At 41.1% G+C, this 20,391-nt stretch carries 25 protein-coding genes and 3 pseudogenes; 27 read left to right on the plus strand and 1 reads right to left on the minus strand.

What is annotated here, in order from left to right:
• Window positions 1-526 precede the first annotated feature (526 nt).
• Complete coding sequence (locus tag ACUN2T_RS08740; protein ID WP_350307019.1) at window positions 527-1,582, plus strand: phenazine antibiotic biosynthesis protein; 1,056 nt, start codon at window positions 527-529, stop codon at window positions 1,580-1,582.
• Window positions 1,582-3,006 (plus strand): aldehyde dehydrogenase family protein, encoded by a 1,425-nt coding sequence (locus ACUN2T_RS08745; protein ID WP_445497135.1) that lies wholly within the window; start codon window positions 1,582-1,584, stop codon window positions 3,004-3,006. Before ACUN2T_RS08740 ends, ACUN2T_RS08745 begins: the two co-directional genes overlap by 1 nt.
• Window positions 3,007-3,044: 38 nt before the next feature.
• Here ACUN2T_RS08745 and ACUN2T_RS08750 read toward each other — a convergent pair.
• Window positions 3,045-3,188, minus strand: a pseudogene (locus tag ACUN2T_RS08750) (NO-inducible flavohemoprotein); the annotation flags it as partial.
• A gap of 119 nt (window positions 3,189-3,307) precedes the next feature.
• Between ACUN2T_RS08750 and ACUN2T_RS08755 the strand changes: the two are divergent.
• The 25 genes and pseudogenes from ACUN2T_RS08755 (at window position 3,308) to ACUN2T_RS08875 (ending at window position 20,386) form a co-directional block, all read left to right on the plus strand.
• A complete protein-coding gene (locus tag ACUN2T_RS08755; protein WP_445497136.1) occupies window positions 3,308-5,344 on the plus strand; it encodes a type VI secretion system Vgr family protein in 2,037 nt (678 codons plus the stop codon).
• A complete protein-coding gene (locus ACUN2T_RS08760) occupies window positions 5,341-5,838 on the plus strand; it encodes a DUF4123 domain-containing protein (RefSeq protein ID WP_445497137.1) in 498 nt (165 codons plus the stop codon). Before ACUN2T_RS08755 ends, ACUN2T_RS08760 begins: the two co-directional genes overlap by 4 nt.
• The gene (locus ACUN2T_RS08765; RefSeq protein ID WP_445497138.1) at window positions 5,835-6,176 is read left to right on the plus strand and encodes a hypothetical protein; all 342 of its coding nucleotides are present in this window, start codon (window positions 5,835-5,837) and stop codon (window positions 6,174-6,176) included. The genes ACUN2T_RS08760 and ACUN2T_RS08765 overlap by 4 nt, the downstream gene beginning before the upstream one ends.
• A gap of 1 nt (window position 6,177) precedes the next feature.
• Entirely contained in the window at window positions 6,178-6,942 is a 765-nt protein-coding gene (locus ACUN2T_RS08770; RefSeq protein WP_445497139.1) for a Tox-REase-5 domain-containing protein, read from the plus strand.
• A gap of 12 nt (window positions 6,943-6,954) precedes the next feature.
• Window positions 6,955-7,677 (plus strand): hypothetical protein, encoded by a 723-nt coding sequence (locus ACUN2T_RS08775; RefSeq protein ID WP_445497140.1) that lies wholly within the window; start codon window positions 6,955-6,957, stop codon window positions 7,675-7,677.
• 45 nt (window positions 7,678-7,722) lie between these two features.
• Window positions 7,723-7,989: a PAAR domain-containing protein gene (locus ACUN2T_RS08780; RefSeq protein WP_445497141.1), complete on the plus strand. Its 267-nt coding sequence runs from the start codon at window positions 7,723-7,725 to the stop codon at window positions 7,987-7,989.
• 104 nt (window positions 7,990-8,093) lie between these two features.
• Window positions 8,094-8,858: a Tox-REase-5 domain-containing protein gene (locus ACUN2T_RS08785; RefSeq protein ID WP_445497142.1), complete on the plus strand. Its 765-nt coding sequence runs from the start codon at window positions 8,094-8,096 to the stop codon at window positions 8,856-8,858.
• Between the two features lie 12 nt (window positions 8,859-8,870).
• Window positions 8,871-9,593, plus strand: a complete 723-nt coding sequence (locus ACUN2T_RS08790; protein ID WP_445497143.1) for a hypothetical protein — start codon at window positions 8,871-8,873, stop codon at window positions 9,591-9,593.
• A gap of 44 nt (window positions 9,594-9,637) precedes the next feature.
• Window positions 9,638-9,904 (plus strand): annotated as a pseudogene (locus tag ACUN2T_RS08795) (PAAR domain-containing protein).
• Window positions 9,905-10,008: 104 nt separating this feature from the next.
• A complete protein-coding gene (locus tag ACUN2T_RS08800; protein ID WP_445497144.1) occupies window positions 10,009-10,782 on the plus strand; it encodes a Tox-REase-5 domain-containing protein in 774 nt (257 codons plus the stop codon).
• Between the two features lie 12 nt (window positions 10,783-10,794).
• Complete coding sequence (locus ACUN2T_RS08805; RefSeq protein ID WP_445497145.1) at window positions 10,795-11,517, plus strand: hypothetical protein; 723 nt, start codon at window positions 10,795-10,797, stop codon at window positions 11,515-11,517.
• A 45-nt stretch (window positions 11,518-11,562) separates the two neighbouring features.
• Window positions 11,563-11,829, plus strand: coding sequence for a PAAR domain-containing protein (locus ACUN2T_RS08810; protein WP_445497146.1), 267 nt, complete (start codon window positions 11,563-11,565; stop codon window positions 11,827-11,829).
• Window positions 11,830-11,933: 104 nt separating this feature from the next.
• Entirely contained in the window at window positions 11,934-12,698 is a 765-nt protein-coding gene (locus ACUN2T_RS08815; RefSeq protein ID WP_445497147.1) for a Tox-REase-5 domain-containing protein, read from the plus strand.
• A 13-nt stretch (window positions 12,699-12,711) separates the two neighbouring features.
• Window positions 12,712-13,434: a hypothetical protein gene (locus tag ACUN2T_RS08820; protein ID WP_445497148.1), complete on the plus strand. Its 723-nt coding sequence runs from the start codon at window positions 12,712-12,714 to the stop codon at window positions 13,432-13,434.
• 45 nt (window positions 13,435-13,479) lie between these two features.
• Window positions 13,480-13,746: a PAAR domain-containing protein gene (locus tag ACUN2T_RS08825; protein WP_445497149.1), complete on the plus strand. Its 267-nt coding sequence runs from the start codon at window positions 13,480-13,482 to the stop codon at window positions 13,744-13,746.
• Between the two features lie 104 nt (window positions 13,747-13,850).
• The gene (locus tag ACUN2T_RS08830; RefSeq protein WP_445497150.1) at window positions 13,851-14,609 is read left to right on the plus strand and encodes a Tox-REase-5 domain-containing protein; all 759 of its coding nucleotides are present in this window, start codon (window positions 13,851-13,853) and stop codon (window positions 14,607-14,609) included.
• Window positions 14,610-14,635: 26 nt separating this feature from the next.
• Window positions 14,636-15,358 carry a hypothetical protein gene (locus ACUN2T_RS08835; protein ID WP_445497151.1) on the plus strand — a complete coding sequence of 241 codons (723 nt, stop codon included), beginning with the start codon at window positions 14,636-14,638 and terminating at the stop codon, window positions 15,356-15,358.
• Between the two features lie 45 nt (window positions 15,359-15,403).
• Complete coding sequence (locus ACUN2T_RS08840; RefSeq protein WP_445497152.1) at window positions 15,404-15,670, plus strand: PAAR domain-containing protein; 267 nt, start codon at window positions 15,404-15,406, stop codon at window positions 15,668-15,670.
• A 104-nt stretch (window positions 15,671-15,774) separates the two neighbouring features.
• Window positions 15,775-16,539, plus strand: coding sequence for a Tox-REase-5 domain-containing protein (locus ACUN2T_RS08845; protein ID WP_445497153.1), 765 nt, complete (start codon window positions 15,775-15,777; stop codon window positions 16,537-16,539).
• A 12-nt stretch (window positions 16,540-16,551) separates the two neighbouring features.
• A complete protein-coding gene (locus ACUN2T_RS08850) occupies window positions 16,552-17,274 on the plus strand; it encodes a hypothetical protein (protein WP_445497154.1) in 723 nt (240 codons plus the stop codon).
• Window positions 17,275-17,319: 45 nt separating this feature from the next.
• Window positions 17,320-17,584 (plus strand): annotated as a pseudogene (locus ACUN2T_RS08855) (PAAR domain-containing protein).
• Between the two features lie 104 nt (window positions 17,585-17,688).
• A complete protein-coding gene (locus tag ACUN2T_RS08860; RefSeq protein ID WP_445497155.1) occupies window positions 17,689-18,462 on the plus strand; it encodes a Tox-REase-5 domain-containing protein in 774 nt (257 codons plus the stop codon).
• 12 nt (window positions 18,463-18,474) lie between these two features.
• Window positions 18,475-19,197, plus strand: coding sequence for a hypothetical protein (locus ACUN2T_RS08865; RefSeq protein WP_445497156.1), 723 nt, complete (start codon window positions 18,475-18,477; stop codon window positions 19,195-19,197).
• Window positions 19,198-19,241: 44 nt separating this feature from the next.
• Window positions 19,242-19,508, plus strand: coding sequence for a PAAR domain-containing protein (locus tag ACUN2T_RS08870; protein WP_445497157.1), 267 nt, complete (start codon window positions 19,242-19,244; stop codon window positions 19,506-19,508).
• 104 nt (window positions 19,509-19,612) lie between these two features.
• On the plus strand, window positions 19,613-20,386 hold the full coding sequence (locus tag ACUN2T_RS08875; RefSeq protein ID WP_445497158.1) for a Tox-REase-5 domain-containing protein: 774 nt from the start codon (window positions 19,613-19,615) through the stop codon (window positions 20,384-20,386).
• Window positions 20,387-20,391: the final 5 nt, after the last annotated feature.

Genomic DNA, 20,391 nt, shown 5'->3' on the forward strand with positions numbered 1-20,391 from the left:
TTTAACTTTGGGGGTGGTAACAGGCAGATCAAAGGCCACCCTCTATAAAATTACAGTATTGGCTGGTATAAAGGATATTTAAAATAGAGTAAAAATTCTGATGATATAATATAAAGATTAGATAAATATATTAATCAGTGATAATGAATGGTATGGGTAATTAAATAATTGTTTAGCAATACAATCATATAAATCAATTGCTTTTAGGTTGGTTATATACAGTTTCGATAAAGAAATTTATCTTTTCAAAGTTAAGTGCCACGATTAATGTGAGTGACAATGTTTTCTCAACGGCTGAATATGTTTTAAAATCAATTAGCAATCTTTGACTTTACTATTTTTAATCTATATTTATTGTAAGAATTTGAGGCTATCTTTAAAAAATCGATTAAAATTGTATGTTGTATAGTTTCTTTTTTCCCAGATATAGAGAGAATAAAGCGTTTTACCGATTATTTAAATTGATTATCTTTTTTAGGCTGATCAGTAGTATCTGTAAATTCCGCTTAATAATGTGGAGATATATATGATCGATTTTCATAGCTTTAACATTCATTTATCTCAAATCATGAATTGGCATTTCTCACCTGAAACGGGATCGCCATTTTGGCTCGAAAAACATAAAACATTAGATTTTGATCCATTAAAAGATGTGCGTACTTTCTCTGATTTAATGCTATTTCCTGATATTGCTGATGAACTTCGGGATATTCCAGTTGAAAGTTTGGTGCCACGCGGTTTGAAAGATGCTGTGATTGCGGGTGTGTTTGAAAGTGGGGGGACGACGGGACGCCCTAAGCGAGTTGTTGTATTTGAAGAATGGTTAGAGCAGCTTGTTGCTTGGCGCGTGGGTGATATCGTTAATAAAGGCGCGGTAAAGAATACGCTCGCGCTGATCCCTTCTGGGCCTCATGTTATTGGGGCAATAAGCCGTCTTCGGGCACGCTCTAGTGGCGGGTATTTTTTCACTGTAGATTTAGACCCTCGTTGGGTTAAGAAGATAATCCAACAAGGGGATCTTAATGGACTGGATGCTTATTGTGATCATATTATCGACCAGGCTGAAGATATTATTAACACGCAAAATATCAGTTATCTAGTTGTCACGCCGCCGATTTTAGAGCGGATAGTGAGAAGATCGGCACTGGTGAATCATTTGAATAAAACGTTGGATTTGATTGTCTGGGGTGGTACTCATATGGATCCGGATACTTTGGTGTTTTTGCAATCCTCAGTTTTTCCTGATGTTAAGATAACAGCCAGTTATGGCAGCACAATGATACTCGGTGAATCTAAAGCAAGAGATAGCCAGGATTTTGAAGGTACACCTATCTTTGACAGTTTTGCTCCTAATGTCCTTTTTGACGTTATTGATACGCTGGCACAAAAACCGGTTCCTTTTGGAGAGCGTGGTCGGGTTGTCATGAACTACATCAACAGGTTTGCTTTATTTCCAAATATTCTGGAGCGTGATACGGCTGTGAGAATTCCAAGGATAGATAATTACCCAGGAGCTTCAGTTGCCTTGGTACGTCCTGTTGAGGAGATTTCTGGTCAGACAGTAGTGGAAGGGGTTTATTAATGCTAACGGAGAGTGTAAAGCCTGACGAAAAAGCAGTAACGGTGAGAACGGTGAATAAGTTGCAACAGGTAGAGGCTTTCGCTTTGGGTCATTCCTATGTTACACATCGGCGTGCGGTTATTACTGATATTTCAAATGAAGTTGTTGGAGAAACTGCGGTAGTGCCTCCTGTTTATATCTGTGATGTTGTGCGGAAAATGAGAATAGCGCCACGGTTGAGGTTAGATGAGATTCATGCAGCGATAAATGAAGCCGCAAAAATTTATTTCAGTGAGAATGTCGCTGGTCTTTCTCCGGCAGAGTATGTACAACTGACGCACCGTGTCACTGGATTGCCCGCGGGTATTATCGAAAATTTACTGTCTGAAACGGCACAGGTGTTGATGATGATGCCTGAGATAATCACAGCATCTGTGCCACATGGCGCTGTTTGGGGTGTGGATGATAACCGGGTTGCTGAGGGATGTGCTTTATTCAGTCGGCGAGCAGATGTACTGGCTGTTCTTACGGGAGGCAATGGACCTGGAGCGCATGCTTTATGGCCGCAAGCCCTCGCTTTTGGTTATCGAATCTTAATTAAGCCTTCTGTTCGTGAACCATTCACAGCTCAACGATTAGTTTCTTCACTGGCGCAGGCTGGACTCGAAAACTACGTGGCGCTTATACCGACAGATCATAAAGGGGCTGACGAAATCGTTTCTGTGGCAGATCTGTCTATTATTTATGGCGGACAAGATATCGTTGATAAATATCATTTGAATCCTAGAGTTCTAATACAAGGACCGGGACGTTCGAAGATTGTGGTTGGTTCAGATGTAAATATTGATGAAGCGGTTTCACTCGTTGCACGATCGGTCACTTCTCTTGGTGGCGCAGCATGTGTTTCTGCCAGCGCGGTGTTAGTCGAAGGGGATCCTGCTGATTTTGGTAAGCGTTTATCTGAAGCATTTAATCAGATGGATGCCGAAGCGGTATTTCCATTATGCACTCCTTATATCACGACTTTATTACAGACGTCGCTTTATCCTGAAAAGAGAGATCATGAAAATTCCCGGTTGTCTGGTGATCAACCCTCATCGGGATATATCCTAAGACCTTTTATTACTATTGTCGATCATCCAACAGACTCGCTGATTCAACGTGAACTTCCGTTTCCATGCGTTACCGTCGCCCCTTATGTGAATCCAGATAGTTTACAAATGCTATCAGATTCGTTGGTTGTTACTGTATTTTCGAGGAAACGTGAAATTCTGGACCCTATTCTCAGTGATACAACCATCAGCAATGTCTATGCAGGAAATATACCGACAACTTGGATGGCGCCACTTGTACCTCATGATGGATATTTGTCAGAATTTTTGATGCATAGCCGAGGGATTCGTATTCAGAAAAATTGGCTGAATTCAAATGATAAAGGAGAATAAACGAGATAAATTTATACACAGATCATTAAACTGAAAGTTTAAATCACTTTATGCGGACCGAAGTATTCATAGTGAATATATTGCTTATCAATTCCCATATCTAATCGTTGTTTCGCTACATATTGCATAAAAGCAACCGGGTCGCAGAAATAGAAATGCATTCCTGCCGTTTTAAGCGTGTCATTATCCTATTGTCTATATTGAGTTCTTTGATTAAAAAATAGCATAATTGCTTCTTTTGTGATCGTTTTGTCTGGGGTATATTGCGGGCTGACAACTCAATTATAGGTAATAATTGCTTATGGCTAATGATTTTGATGTGGAACGAACCGGACTGGTTTTTACTCTCATAGCGGGTAATCTTCCTGTGAAAACTTTTGCTGTGGTTGGATTTATACTGAATGAAGCCTTGTCAACGCTATTCAGTTTGCAAGCCACACTAACCTGTGCCAATCCAGACATTGATTTTGCGGATGTTCTGGATAAATATGCGACACTGACCGTTTATCGTGACGGACAACCAGAGCGTTATATCACTGGGATTGTGACGCATTTTGAGCAGGAAGCAACGGGCCGTTATCGTAGTCGCTACCATTTGACGCTTCATCCTTCCTTGTGGCGTGCTGGGCTACGGGTCAACTCCCGTATTTTTCAGAATAAATCCGTCACCGATATTATTGACCGGCTGTTGAAAGAAAATGGTGTTCGTCATTTCTCTTGCCTATTGCGTTATGAACATCCAGCACGGGAGTTCTGCGTGCAGTACGATGAAAGTGATTTGGCTTTTTTACAGCGTCTGTTAGCTGATGAAGGGATCTTTTATTACTTTTACTTTAATCAGAGTGAGAACGAGCCGACAATTATTTTTGTCGATTCTTATACCAATAATGGCGATCTTTCACTGCCCTATAACCCAGAACTTGATGCCACAGGCAGCCAGTGTTGCATCAACCAGTTCCGTTGGGGAGAAAAGGTGGGTATTGCGGAAGTTTCGGTAAAAGACTACACATTTAAAAATCCCCGGTGTGTTGCTGATTTTCAATTCCATGAGAACCACAGGTACATCGGTAATCAGCGGTCGGATTTACGTAGTTACTATCACTATGATTTTCCAGGGCGTTATAAAGATGAAAGCGGACAGCGGATAAGTCAGTACCGGTTGGAAGCGCTGCGCAATGATGTCTTGTCCGGCAGTGGGCAAAGTGACTGCTTTGCTCTCTTGCCCGCCGTGTGGTTTAAGCTTACCGATCATCCGAAGGAGAAATTTAATACAACATGGCAAATCCTCAAAATTACCCATCAGGGCCTACAGCCTCAAGCAGATCAATCACATTCAGGTCACATGGGCACGGTTTTAACAAACTATTTTGACTTCGGTGATCCTAATCGGGTATGGCGCCCCTCACCTTACCCCAAGCCACGTATTGACGGATTGCAAATTGCCACAGTGGTTGGCCCGGAAGGGGAAGAAATCTTTTGTGATGAATATGGGCGGGTGCGGGTACAGTTTGCCTGGGATCGGTATGGCAAGATGAATGATCAGAGTTCTTGCTGGATAAGAGTGAGCCAGGCTTGGGCTGGACACACTTGGGGAATGATTGCCATCCCGCGTGTTGGTCAGGAAGTCTTGGTCGATTTTCTGCATGGTGATCCTGACCAGCCGATTATTACTGGCCGAACCTACAATGCGTGCAATATTCCACCGAACCGTTTACCGATGGCAAAAACGCAGATGTCAATCCGATCAAAAACCCATAAAGGGGAAGGATTCAATGAACTGCGTTTTGACGATGATAAAGGTAGTGAGGAAATCTATATTCATGCTCAGAAGGACATGAAAACTGAGATTTTAAACGATGAAGTGGTCAATGTTGAACATAACCGGACTCATCATGTTAAACACGACGCCCACTTACGTGTTGATAATGAATATCGCGTTCTGGCAAAAAATGATATTTCCGTTTCAACCGGGCAAAAACTTCACATCAACGCTGACGATGCATTGTTGGTACAGAGTGGAAATGAAATTCATCTCCGTTCCGGGGCGAAGATAGTCATTGATGCTGGCAGTGAGTTCACCTTACAGGCGGCAGGGCATTTTATTAAAATTGATGCCAGTGGTATCAGCAGTAGTGCCGGGATCAGTTTTGCCAGTGGAGTGCCGGGTACAGGGTCGGGTTGGGGAGGAAAACAGCCGGATATGCTGGATAAACTGAAACAGGTCAGTGCTGACATGCCAATTGCCGTTGCTAAAGAACCACTCAAAGAAATTTGTCTCAGTTGCCTGATGAAAGCTGAACTTGAAGAAGCAATAACCGTTATTCGGGGGCAGTTATGACACCTGAATTAAGCGAAAAACTGACTAATTATCAGAAAGAACATCCCGGCGTTCGGCTTTATGCGCTGGTGAATGGTTTGCAATATGAGCGCTGTTTTGGTGAGGCAATTAACTATATTGCGGGTATCAACAACCCATTGTTCCGGCACTATCCAGATTCAAAAATTGCGTTTGCAGGCCCGTGGCTGTTTGATATGGAATACGCTCATCAGTGGCAAGATAAATTATCAACACTTGAAGAAACGTCTCCGGCAGTATCATGGCTGTTAACCTCTCTGTCATTAGATAAACTGACCTGCCATCTTGTGCCATATTTAAATATTCAGCTGTCGGCAAAACAGACGGCACTGCTACGTTTTTATGACCCCCGTATTTTGCATCGTATTCGTGACATCTTTAGCCATGAGCAACTGTCTGCATTTATGCAGGGTATTAACGTATGGGTTTATCAACACAATGCTACTTACTATTCGGTGTCAGGAGACCCATTATGATTGAATTGACCCAGACACAACTTGATATCATTACCAAACTGGAAAAGCAGACCGTTATTGATCGTATACAGGCCGAACTTCTAGCCAAACATGCTGAATTAATACCTTCCCCGTCTTCGTTGAACAAACGGCTAATGGCGGCTTATGACTATTTACTGACATTAAACTTTCAGGATAAACACTTAATTCAATCCTATTTATCTCTGGTCGCGTTTAATACTGATTTTCAGCATGCCTTGCCAATCAAATCTGCCCTGGAATCCCCTGATCAGAAATCTGAGCAACAGTTTAAAGATATTCTTTGTATTGCAAAAAATAAGATAAACAGGAGACATTAATATGCCAATACCGTTACTGGCCCCTGTCGCAGTGGGTGCGGCTGAATATGTTGCCAGCGCCTGTGCCGGGGTATTAATTGCTGTCGGCATCATGGAAGCCGGTAAGGATAACCCCGTCGAAGACGATGAACACATTCACCGTAAGAAAATGGATTTTGTGATAAGTCCTGAAATCACGGATGAAGACAGAAATATTGTCTGGAGTGCCGAAGCGCATGCGGATTTTTGGGAGGATGATGATTTAGGGGAAGGATCAGTTAATACCAGTGCGGTTCAGGCGAAGGCCCAGTCTAAGGCGGAAGAGTGTGAAAAAACGGAGAGTAAAAAAGAGTGCAAGGCTTGTCTGGCTATTCCGGTGACGAGTGAAAAATATCGCAAGGTGAGCCGCTGGAGCGCCATCACAATTAACTATCAGCGATTTATTGCCCAAACGAAATATGATCCCAGCATACAGATGATCCAGGAATTTCAGTGCCTGAAAGTGACCTTTGATGGCTGGCGACCAGCGTATTGCTTATTTCTGGAGGCCAAAGCGCGGTATGACCAGTTTTTTAATAGTAAAGGAAATCCTAAAAATTGGTGGAAGGGAATTTATTCCGCTAAAGGCCAAGCACGCAGACATCAAGCGGTCAGTGACGCACTGGAGGGGACTCCCCATGTGGAATGGCATTTTTTACAACCTGCCAGTTCTGGTTATTTTAAGATATTGTTCAGTGAATATGAAAATATCAGTGTTCACTATACCCCTTGCGACAGTTTAGTTTAACACGAGGTCAACATGGCAATAATTCATTTGAAAATTAATGTACGTTATGAGCAACGAGAAAACATTACTCCTAATATCGCATTGATAGATTTGTTTCATATTACACGGCAAATCGATATCTTTGTGGGACAGAAAAAAAACTGGTTCTTAAAGGGATATTCCCGCAAAGATGCCTTGAGGCATATTGTATTTGATGAACTGGGGCCAACCGAAGTTGCCATAAAAAGTTTTGAAAAAGATTATAAGAAAAATTTTCCTGCTCTTATTAATGGAATATGGGATGGTGAAAAGGATGAGTTGGATAGCGGAATTGATTACTTTAAATCATCAACTTCTCACCCCAATTGGGTTTGGTTAATATTAAATTTAGCAACTGATACTGGTCAGCTTAGTCTATCCCGGTTAATTGACTTAGTTAAATATTTAGCGACTAGCCGTGATTCTCCTTATATTCAAGTGGAAACTAACGGCTATACCTTAAAAGGTAGACAGGTTTTCCCTGACCGCCTCAGTATCGGCTGGATGCTTTACCAGCCCCGCATTATTGATAAATCTTATTTACCTATGGCGGAGGAGGTACTTCCCGTTTATCAACATGATCAACAAATCGGCACCTTGATTGTCACCAAGAAAGGCATTTTTGACGGTGAAAATCAGAACGATATTGATAAATCCAATGATGTAGAAATACAGTTGGTGAACCTAGGATTATTGCCATTAATTACTGAAGTTTGATGGGGATGATGTTATTTACCAATCGAAAAATGGTGGAGAATGTTAATGTCAAAAGCAGTTATTCTGCTGGGTGATACAACAGATCATGGCGGTAAGGTGATTACCGCTATTGATGACTGTACTCACAATGGTATTCCTATAGCAGGTAAAGAAGATTTGGTGGAGTGCCCTCAATGCAAAGGTGTATTTCCTATTGTTCAGGGGGCTGACTCTTTAAAATATAAAGGAAAATTGATTGCGCTTGAAGGAATGCAAACAGCCTGTGGGGCAAAATTAATTGCCAGTCAGCATAAGTTTACTCTTGCCAGTTAATGTGAATTTAATTCGGAGCATTTGAATTCCCGGTCAGGGGCTGAAACAGCAGTTTAAAGATATTCTTTGTATTGCAAAAAATAAGATAAACAGGAGACATTAATATGCCAATACCGTTACTGGCCCCTGTCGCAGTAGGTGCGGCTGAATATATCGCAAGTGCCTGTGCCGGGGTCTTAATTGCTGTCGGCATCATGGAAGCAAATAAGGAGAAATCTATTGAAGACGATGAATATATTCACCGTAAGAAAATGGATTTTGTGATAAGTCCTGAAATCACGGATGAAGACAGAAATATCGTCTGGAGTGCCGAAGCGCATGCGGATTTTTGGGAGGATGATGATTTAGGGGAAGGATCAGTTGATACCAGTGCGGTTCAGGCGAAGGCCCAGTCTAAGGCGGAAGAGTGTGAAAAAACGGAGAGTAAAAAAGAGTGCAAGGCTTGTCTGGCTATTCCGGTGACGAGTGAAAAATATCGCAAGGTGAGCCGCTGGAGCGCCATCACAATTAACTATCAGCGATTTATTGCCCAAACGAAATATGATCCCAGCATACAGATGATCCAGGAATTTCAGTGCCTGAAAGTGACCTTTGATGGCTGGCGGCCAGCGTATTGCTTATTTCTGGAGGCCAAAGCGCGGTATGACCAGTTTTTTAGGAGTGATGAGGAACCTAAGAAATGGTGGAAAGGTGTTTTTTCAGCTATAAGGCAAGCCCAAAGGCATCAAACAGTCTGTAATGTTCTGGATGGTACCCCTCATGTGGAATGGCACTTTTTACAGCCGATCAGTTATGAATATTTTAAAGTGCAATTTAGTGATCATAAAAATATCAGTGTTCACTATACCCCCTGCGATAGTTTATTTTAATTTGAGGTCAACATGACAATAATTCATTTAAAAATCAATGTACGTTATGAACAGCAGGAAACTATTACCGCCCATACGGCGTTGATGGATTTGTTTCATATTACACGTCAAATTGATGTCTTTTTTAACCTGAAAAAAACTTGGTACTTAACTGGTTATTCCCGAAAGGAGGCTCTAAAACATATTGTATTCGATGAACTGGGACCAACTGAGGTTGCTATCATAGACTTTGAAAAAGATTATAAAAAAAATTTTCCGGCGCTCATTACTGGGATATGGGATGGTGAAAAAGATGGATTAGATAATGGCATTATGTATAAAAAAATGCGAACTGCTATCCCTAACTGGGTTTGGCTGGAAATAAACCTAAGTGTTGACAGCTATCAACTTGATGTCATCCGGTTAATTGACTTAGTTAAATATTTAGCGACTAGCCGTGATTCTCCTTATATTCAAGTGGAAACTAACGGCTATACCTTAAAAGGCAAACAGGTTTTTCCTGATCGCCTCAGTGTTGGCTGGATGCTTTACCAGCCCCACATTATTGATAAATCCTATCTGCCTATGGCGGAAGATGTGCTTCTGGTCCATCAAAATAATGAACAGATAGGTACTCTGATTGTCACCAAAAAAGGCATTTTTGATGGAAAAAATCAGGACGATATTGATAAATCCAATGATGTAGAAATACAGTTGGTGAATCTGGGATTATTGCCATTAATTACCGAAGTGTGATGGGGGTGATGTTATTTGCCAATTGAAAAATGTGGAGAGCATTAATGTCAAAAGCAGTTATTTTGCTGGGTGATACAACAGATCATGGCGGTAAGGTGATTACCGCTATTGATGACTGTACTCACAATGGTATTCCTATAGCAGGTAAAGAAGATTTGGTGGAGTGCCCTCAATGCAAAGGGGTTTTTCCTATTGTTCAGGGGGCTGATTCTTGAAAATATAAAGGAAAATTGATTGCGCTTGAAGGAATGCAAACAGCCTGTGGGGCAAAATCAATTGCCAGTCAGCATAAGTTTACTCTTGCCCGTTAATGTGAATTTAATTCGGAGCATTTGAATTCCCGGTCAGGAGCTGAAACAGCAGTTTAAAGATATTCTTTGTATTGCAAAAAATAAGATAAACAGGAGACATTAATATGCCAATACCATTACTGGCCCCTGTCGCAGTGGGTGCGGCTGAATATGTTGCCAGCGCCTGTGCCGGGGTCTTAATTGCCGTCGGTATCATGGAAGCCGGTAAGGATAACCCCGTCGAAGACGATGAACACATTTACCGTAAGAAAATGGATTTTGTGATAAGTCCTGAAATCACGGATGAAGACAGAAATATCGTCTGGAGTGCCGAAGCGCATGCGGATTTTTGGGAGGATGATGATTTAGGGGAAGGATCAGTTGATACCAGTGCGGTTCAGGCGAAGGCCCAGTCTAAGGCGGAAGAGTGTGAAAAAACGGAGAGTAAAAAAGAGTGCAAGGCTTGTCTGGCTATTCCGGTGACGAGTGAAAAATATCGCAAGGTGAGCCGCTGGAGCGCCATCACAATTAACTATCAGCGATTTATTGCCCAAACGAAATATGATCCCAGCATACAGATGATCCAGGAATTTCAGTGCCTGAAAGTGACCTTTGATGGCTGGCGACCAGCGTATTGCTTATTTCTGGAGGCCAAAGCGCGGTATGACCAGTTTTTTGATAGTGAAGGTGAACCAAAAATTTGGTGGAAAGGGAGTAAGTCGGGTAAAAAACAGGCGGAAAGGCATCAAACTGTTTGTGACACACTAGAGGGTACCCCGCATGTGGAATGGCATTTTTTACAACCAATCAGTTATGCCTATTTTAAGGGAATATTTAGTCAATTTAAAAATATCAGTGTCCATTATACTCCCTATGCCGATTTAATGACTAGAATCTAATTCGAGGTTTAAATGACAATAATTCGTATAAAAATCAATGTGTATTATGAACAACAGGAAACCATTACTGTAAATACAGCGTTAATGGATTTATTTCATATTACACGGCAGATCGATATCTTCTTCAGGCAGGAAAAGATATGGTATTTAACTGGCTATTCACGAAAAGAGGCCCTAAAACACATTGTGTTTGATAAACAAGGGCCAACAGAAAAGACAGTGAGCTATTTTGAAAAATCTTATAAAAAAGATTTTCCTTCACTTATTGAAGATATGTGGGATGGAGAGCGGGATGAGATAGCTAATGGTATTAGTTATAATAAACTGTCTACAAGAGGCATCAACTGGGTTTGGCAAGAATTCAATTTAAAAATTGACAGCAGTCAACTGAATGTATCCCGATTAATTGATTTAGTTAAATATTTAGCGACCAGTCGTGATTTTCCTTATATTCAAGTAGAAACCAACGGCTATACCTTAAAAGGCAAACAAGTTTTCCCAGACCGTCTCAGTGTTGGCTGGATGCTTTACCAGCCCTGCATTATTGATAAATCCGAGCTACCTATGGCGGAAGATGTGCTTCCCGTGCAGCAGAATAATGAACAGATAGGTACTCTGATTGTCGCCAAAAAAGGTATTTTTGATGGAAGAAATCAGGACGATATTGATAAATCCAATGATGTAGAAATACAGTTGGTGAACCTGGGATTATTACCATTAATTACAGAAGTATGATGGGGATGATGTTATTTACCAATCGAAAAACGGTGGAGAATGTTAATGTCAAAAGCAGTTATTCTGCTGGGTGATACAACAGATCATGGCGGTAAGGTGATTACCGCTATTGATGACTGTACTCACAATGGTATTCCTATAGCAGGTAAAGAAGATTTGATAGCGTGTCCGCAATGCAAAGGGGTTTTTCCTATTGTTCAGGGGGCTGACTCTTTAAAATATAAAGGAAAATTGATTGCGCTTGAAGGAATGCAAACAGCCTGTGGGGCAAAATTAATTGCCAGTCAGCATAAGTTTACTCTTGCCAGTTAATGTGAATTTAATTCGGAGCATTTGAATTCCCGGTCAGGAGCTGAAACAGCAGTTTAAAGATATTCTTTGTATTGCAAAAAATAAGATAAACAGGAGACGTTAATATGCCCATACCATTACTGGTCCCTGTTGCAGTGGGTGCGGCTGAATATATCGCAAGTGCCTGTGCCGGGGTATTAATTGCTGTCGGCATCATGGAAGCCGGTAAGGATAACCCCGTCGAAGACGATGAACACATTCACCGTAAGAAAATGGATTTTGTGATAAGTCCTGAAATCACGGATGAAGACAGAAATATCGTCTGGAGTGCCGAAGCGCATGCGGATTTTTGGGAGGATGATGATTTAGGGGATGAATCAGTTGATACCAGTGCGGTTCAGGCGAAGGCCCAGTCTAAGGCGGAAGAGTGTGAAAAAACGGAGAGTAAAAAAGAGTGCAAGGCTTGTCTGGCTATTCCGGTGACGAGTGAAAAATATCGCAAGGTGAGCCGCTGGAGCACCATCACGATTAATTATCAGCGATTTATTGCCCAAACGAAATATGATCCCAGTATACAGATGATCCAGGAATTTCAGTGCCTGAAAGTGACCTTTGATGGCTGGCGACCAGCGTATTGTTTATTTCTGGAGGCCAAAGCGCGGTATGACCAGTTTTTTGATAGTGATGGTAAACCTAAAAGGTGGTGGAGAGGTCGTATATCAGGGAAAAACCAAGCAGATAGGCAACAAGCTGTATGTGATGCATTAGATAAAACACCTCATGTGGAATGGCATTTTTTACAGCCTGTCAGTTATGGATATTTTAAAATGTTATTTATTGAACATAAAAATATCAGTGTTTATTGTACTCCTTGCAAAGGTTTAACTTAATTCGAGGTCAACGATGGCAATAATTAATTTGGAAATCAATGCGCGTTATGAACAACAGGAAACTATTACCTTAAATAAGATGTTAATGGATTTATTCCACATTACACGGCAGATTGATATTTTTCTCGGGCAGAAAAAGACGTGGTACTTAACTGGTTACTCTAGAAAACAGGCTCTACAGCATATTGTGTTTGATGAACAGGGACCAACTGAAGTTGCTATCAAAGACTTTGAAAAAGAATATAAGAAAAGCTTTCCTTTTTTTAATAATGCCATATGGGATGGTGAAAATGATGAGTTATCCAGTAGCATTGATTATTATAAATCGAAGCCAAATCGTCCTAACAAGGTTTGGTTAATATTAAACTTAAGAATTGACAGTACCAAATTTTATACTTCCAAATTAATTGATTTAGTTAAATACTTAGTAACCAGTCGGGATTTTCCTTATATTCAAGTGGAAACTAACGGCTATACCTTAAAAGGTAAACAAGTTTTCCCTGATCGCCTCAGTGTTGGCTGGATGCTTTACCAGCCCCACATTATTGATAAATCCTATCTGCCTATGGCGGAAGATGTGCTATCCGTTCATCAAAATAATGAACAGATAGGTACTCTGATTGTCACCAAAAAAGGCATTTTTGATGGAAGAAGTCAGGACGATATTGATAAATCCAATGATGTAGAAATACAGTTGTTGAACCTGGGATTATTGCCATTAATTAGCGAAGTTTGATGGAGGCGATGTTATTTACCAATCGAAAAACGGTGGAGAACGTTAATGTCAAAAGCGATTATTCTGCTGGGGGATACGACAGATCATGGCGGTAAGGTGATTACTGCGATTGATCAATATACTCACAATGGTATTCCTATAGCAGGTAAAGAAGATTGGGTAGAGTGCCCCCAATGCAAAGGGGTTTTTCCTATTATTGAAGGTACTGACTCCTTGCAATATCAGGGAAAACCTATTGCGCTTGAAGGCATGCAAACAGTCTGTGGGGCAAAATTAATTGCCAGTCAGCATAAATTTACTCTTGCCAGTTAATGTGAATTTAATTCGGAGCATTTGAATTCCCGGTCAGGGGCTGAAACAGCAGTTTAAAGATATTCTTTGTATTGCAAAAAATAAGATAAACAGGAGACGTTAATATGCCAATACCATTACTGGCCCCTGTCGCAGTGGGTGCGGCTGAATATGTCGCCAGCGCTTGTGCCGGGGTATTAATTGCTATCGGCATCATGGAAGCCGGTAAGGATAACCCCGTCGAAGACGATGAACACATTCACCGTAAGAAAATGGATTTTGTCATAAGTCCTGAAATCACGGATGAAGACAGAAATATTGTCTGGAGTGCCGAAGCGCATGCGGATTTTTGGGAGGATGATGATTTAGGGGATGAATCAGTTGATACCGGTGCGGTTCAGGCGAAGGCCCAGTCTAAGGCGGAAGAGTGTGAAAAAACGGAGAGTAAAAAAGAGTGCAAGGCTTGCCTGGCTATTCCGGTGACGAGTGAAAAATATCGCAAGGTGAGCCGCTGGAGCGCCATCACAATTAACTATCAGCGATTTATTGCCCAAACGAAATATGATCCCAGCATACAGATGATCCAGGAATTTCAGTGCCTAAAAGTGACCTTTGATGGCTGGCGACCAGCGTATTGCTTATTTTTGGAGGCCAAAGCGCGGTATGACCAGTTTTTTATTAGTGAGGATGAGCCTAAAGGTTGGTGGAAAGGTGTTTTCTCAGCCGAAAAGCAAGCAGAAAGGCATCAAAAAGTCTGTGATGTACTGGAGGAGACTCCCCGTGTGGAATGGCATTTTTTACAGCCGATTAGTTATGGGTATTTTAAGATACTGTTTAGCGATCATAAAAATATTAGCGTTCATTATACTCCCTATCACTTCTAACAAATTTAGTTTAATCCGAGGTAAATATGACAATAGTTCGTGTAAAAATTAATGTACGTCATCAACAACAGGAAATTATTACCGTCCGTACTGCGTTGATGGATTTGTTTCATATTACACGGCAAATCGATATCTTTTTCGGGCAGAAAAAAAACTGGTATTTAACTGGTTACTCCCGAAAGGAGGCCCTGAAGAATATTGTGTTTGATGAATTGGGGCCAACCGAGGTTGCTATAAAAGACTTTGAAAAAGAATATAAGAAAGATTTTCCTTCATTGATCACTGGCATATGGGATGGCGAAAAGGATGAATTGTCCTGTGGTATTAGTTATAAAAAAATGTCAAGTGTTCGTCCCAACTGGGTTTGGTTAATATTAAACCTAAGAATCGAGAGTACCCGGCTTGATACATCCCGATTAATCGACTTTGTCAAATATTTAGCGACTAGCCGTGACCTCCCTTATATTCAAGTCGAAAATAATGGCTATACCGTAAAAGGCAGACAGGTTTTCCCTGACCGTCTCAGTGTTGGCTGGATGCTTTACCAGCCCCGTATTATTGATAAATCCTATCTGCCTATGGCGGAGGAGGTACTTCCCGTTTATCAATATGATCAACAAATCGGCACCTTGATTGTCACCAAGAAAGGCATTTTTGACGGTGAAAATCAGGACGATATTGATAAATCCAATGATGTAGAAATACAGTTGGTGAACCTGGGATTATTGCCATTAATTACTGAAGTATGATGGGGATGATGTTATTTACCAATCGAAAAACGGTAGAGAATGTTAATGTCAAAAGCAGTTATTCTGCTGGGTGATACAACAGATCATGGCGGTAAGGTGATTACTGCTATTGATGACTGTACTCACAATGGTATTCCTATAGCAGGTAAAGAAGATTTGGTGGAGTGCCCTCAATGCAAAGGTGTATTTCCTATTGTTCAGGGGGCTGACTCTTTAAAATATAAAGGAAAATTGATTGCGCTTGAAGGAATGCAAACCGCTTGTGGGGCAAAATTAATTGCCAGTCAGCGTAAGTTTACTCTTGCCAGTTAATGTGAATTTAATTCGGAGCATTTGAATTCCCGGTCAGGAGCTGAAACAGCAGTTTAAAGATATTCTTTGTATTGCAAAAAATAAGATAAACAGGAGACGTTAATATGCCAATACCATTACTGGCCCCTGTCGCAGTGGGTGCGGCTGAATATGTTGCAAGTGCCTGTGCCGGGGTCTTAATTGCCGTCGGTATCATGGAAGCCGGTAAGGATAACCCCGTCGAAGACGATGAACACATTCACCGTAAGAAAATGGATTTTGTCATAAGTCCTGAAATCACGGATGAAGACAGAAATATCGTCTGGAGTGCCGAAGCGCATGCGGATTTTTGGGAGGATGATGATTTAGGGGATGAATCAGTTGATACCAGTGCGATTCAGGCGAAGGCCCAGTCTAAGGCGGAAGAGTGTGAAAAAACGGAGAGTAAAAAAGAGTGCAAGGCTTGCCTGGCTATTCCGGTGACGAGTGAAAAATATCGCAAGGTGAGCCGCTGGAGCGCCATCACAATTAACTATCAGCGATTTATTGCCCAAACGAAATATGATCCCAGCATACAGATGATCCAGGAATTTCAGTGCCTGAAAGTGACCTTTGATGGCTGGCGACCAGCGTATTGTTTATTTCTGGAGGCCAAAGCGCGGTATGACCAGTTTTTTAGGAGTGAAGATGAACCCAAAAGTTGGTGGAAAGGTGTTAAATCAGCTCAAAATCAAGCTATCAGGCACCAGAAGGTTTGCGATGTACTAGATAGTACTCCCCATGTGGAATGGCACTTTTTGCAACCTATCAGTTATGGGTATTTTAAAGTACTGTTTAGCAAATACAAAAATATCAGTGTTCACTATACCCCTTGCAATAGTTTAGTTTAATTCGAGGTAAACATGGAGATAGTTCGTATAAAAATTAATGTATATTATGAGCAGAGAGAAACCATTACTGCCTATACAGCTTTGATGGACTTGTTTCATATCACACGTCAAATCGATGTATTTTTTAACCAAGAAAAAGCGTGGTACTTAACTGGCTATTCCCGAAAGGAAGCTCTAAAACATATTGTGTTTGATGGGCAGGGACCAACTGAGGTTGCCATAAAAAGTTTCGAAAAAGATTATAAGAGAAATTTTCCTGCTCTTATTAATGGTATATGGGATGGTGAAAAGGATGAATTATCCAGTGGCATTAGTTATAGCAAAATGTTAACTATTCGCCCTAATTGGGTTTGGTTGGAAATGAATTTAAGGATTGATAGCCATCAGCTTGAAGTCTCTCGGTTAATTGACTTTGTCAAATATTTAGCGACCAGCCGTGACCTTCCTTATATTCAAGTCGAAAATAATGGTTATACCGTAAAAGGCAAACAGGTTTTCCCTGACCGTCTCAGTGTTGGTTGGATGCTTTACCAGCCTGTCATTATTGATAAATCTTATTTGCCTATGGCGGAGGAGGTACTTCCCGTTCATCAACATGATCAACAAATCGGCACCTTGATTGTCACTAAGAAAGGCATTTTTGACGGTGAAAATCAGGATGATATTGATAAATCTAATGATGTTGAAATTCAGTTGGTGAACTTAGGATTATTGCCATTAATTACCGAAGTTTGATGGAGACGATGTTATTTACCAATCGAAAAACGGTGGAGAATGTTAATGTCAAAAGCAGTTATTCTGCTGGGTGATACAACAGATCATGGCGGTAAGGTTTACCGCTATTGATGACTATACTTACAATGGTACTCCTATAGCAGGTAAAGAAGATTTGGTAGCGTGTCCGCAATGCAAAGGGGTTTTTCCTATTGTTCAGGGGGCTGACTCTTTAAAATATAAAGGAAAATTGATTGCGCTTGAAGGAAAGCAAACAGCCTGTGGGGCAAAATTAATTGCCAGTCAGCATAAATTTACTCTTGCCAGTTAATGTGAATTTAATTCGGAGCATTTGAATTCCCGGTCAGGAGCTGAAACAGCAGTTTAAAGATATTCTTTGTATTGCAAAAAATAAGATAAACAGGAGACATTAATATGCCAATACCATTACTGGCCCCTGTCGCAGTGGGTGCGGCTGAATATGTTGCCAGCGCCTGTGCCGGGGTCTTAATTGCCGTCGGTATCATGGAAGCCGGTAAGGATAACCCCGTCGAAGACGATGAACACATTCACCGTAAGAAAATGGATTTTGTCATAAGTCCTGAAATCACGGATGAAGACAGAAATATCGTCTGGAGTGCCGAAGCGCATGCGGATTTTTGGGAGGATGATGATTTAGGGGATGAATCAGTTGATACCAGTGCGATTCAGGCGAAGGCCCAGTCTAAGGCGGAAGAGTGTGAAAAAACGGAGAGTAAAAAAGAGTGCAAGGCTTGCCTGGCTATTCCGGTGACGAGTGAAAAATATCGCAAGGTGAGCCGCTGGAGCGCCATCACAATTAACTATCAGCGATTTATTGCCCAAACGAAATATGATCCCAGCATACAAATGATCCAGGAATTTCAGTGCCTGAAAGTGACCTTTGATGGCTGGCGACCAGCGTATTGCTTATTTCTGGAGGCCAAAGCGCGGTATGACCAGTTTTTTAATAGTGATGGTAGACCCAAAAATTGGTGGAAGGGGATGAAATCAGGAAGGAAACAAGGTGCTCGACAACAAGCTGTATGTGACGTATTAGATAATACGCCCCATGTGGAATGGCATTTTCTACAACCAATCAGTTATGCTTATTTTAAGACACTATTTATTGAGCATAAAAATATCAGTGTTCACTATACACCCTGCTCAGATTTGATGGTAACAGTTTAACTCGAGGTGAATATGGAGATAATTCGTATAGAAATCAATGTACGTTATGAGCAGCAGGAGACTATTACTGCTAATACTGCGTTAATGGATTTATTTTGTATCACACGACAAGTTGATATATTTTTTGGGCGAAAAAAAACATGGTATTTAACTGGCTACTCACGAAAGGAAGCACTAACACACATTGTGTTTGATGAACAAGGACCAACAGAAAAGACGGTGAACTATTTTGAAAAATCTTATAAAAAAGATTTTCCATTACTTATTGAAGATATGTGGGATGGCGAAGAGGACAACCTATCTAGCGGTATTAGCTATAGTAAACAGTCAATAAAACGCCCTAATTGGGTCAGATTAGAACTGAACCTAAAAATTGACAGCAGTCAACTTGATATTTCACGGTTAATTGAATTTGTCAAATACCTAGTGACCAGCCGTGATCTCCCTTATATTCAGGTCGAAACCAACGAATATACATTACGGGATAAACAGGTTTTCCCTGATCGCCTCAGTGTTGGCTGGATGCTTTATCAGCCTTGCATTATTGATAAATCTTATCTGCCTATGGCGGAGGAGGTACTTCCTGTCCATCAAAATAATGAACAGATAGGTACTCTGATTGTCACCAAAAAAGGCATTTTTGATGGAAAAAATCAGGACGATATTGATAAATCCAATGATATAGAAATACAGTTGGTGAATCTGGGATTATTGCCGTTAATTACAGAAGTATGATGGGGATGATGTTATTTTCCAATTGAAAAGTGTGGAGAACATTAATGTCAAAATCAGTTATTCTGCTGGGGGATACGACAGATCATGGCGGTAAGGTGATTACCGCTATTGATGACTATACTTACAATGGTACTCCTATAGCAGGTAAAGAAGATTTGATAGCGTGTCCGCAATGCAAAGGGGTTTTTCCTATTGTTCAGGGGGCTGACTCTTTAAAATATAAAGGAAAATTGATTGCGCTTGAAGGAATGCAAACAGCCTGTGGGGCAAAATTAATTGCCAGTCAGCATAAGTTTACTCTTGCCAGTTAATGTGAATTTAATTCGGAGCATTTGAATTCCCGGTCAGGGGCTGAAACAGCAGTTTAAAGATATTCTTTGTATTGCAAAAAATAAGATAAACAGGAGACATTAATATGCCAATACCGTTACTGGCCCCTGTCGCAGTGGGTGCGGCTGAATATGTTGCAAGTGCCTGTGCCGGGGTCTTAATTGCCGTCGGCATCATGGAAGCAAGTAAGGAGAAATCTATCGAAGACGATGAACATATTCACCGTAAGAAAATGGATTTTGTCATAAGTCCTGAAATCACGGATGAAGACAGAAATATCGTCTGGAGTGCCGAAGCGCATGCGGATTTTTGGGAGGATGATGATTTAGGGGATGAATCAGTTGATACCAGTGCGATTCAGGCGAAGGCCCAGTCTAAGGCGGAAGAGTGTGAAAAAACGGAGAGTAAAAAAGAGTGCAAGGCTTGTCTGGCTATTCCGGTGACGAGTGAAAAATATCGCAAGGTGAGCCGCTGGAGCACCATCACGATTAATTATCAGCGATTTATTGCCCAAACGAAATATGATCCCAGCATACAGATGATCCAGGAATTTCAGTGCCTGAAAGTGACCTTTGATGGCTGGCGACCAGCGTATTGTTTATTCCTGGAGGCCAAAGCGCGGTATGACCAGTTTTTTGATAGTGAAGGTGAACCAAAAATTTGGTGGAAAGGCCAGATTTCTGCGCGAAATCAAGCAAAAAGACATCAAACGGTCTGTGATGTACTGGAGGGGACTCCTCATGTTGAATGGCATTTTTTACAGCCTGTCAGTTCTGACTATTTTAAAATATTGTTTAGTGAATATGAAAATATCAGTGTTCACTATACACCTTGTGCCAATTTGGCGGCGACAGCTTAATTAGA

This window comes from Photorhabdus machadonis, from assembly GCF_052657765.1.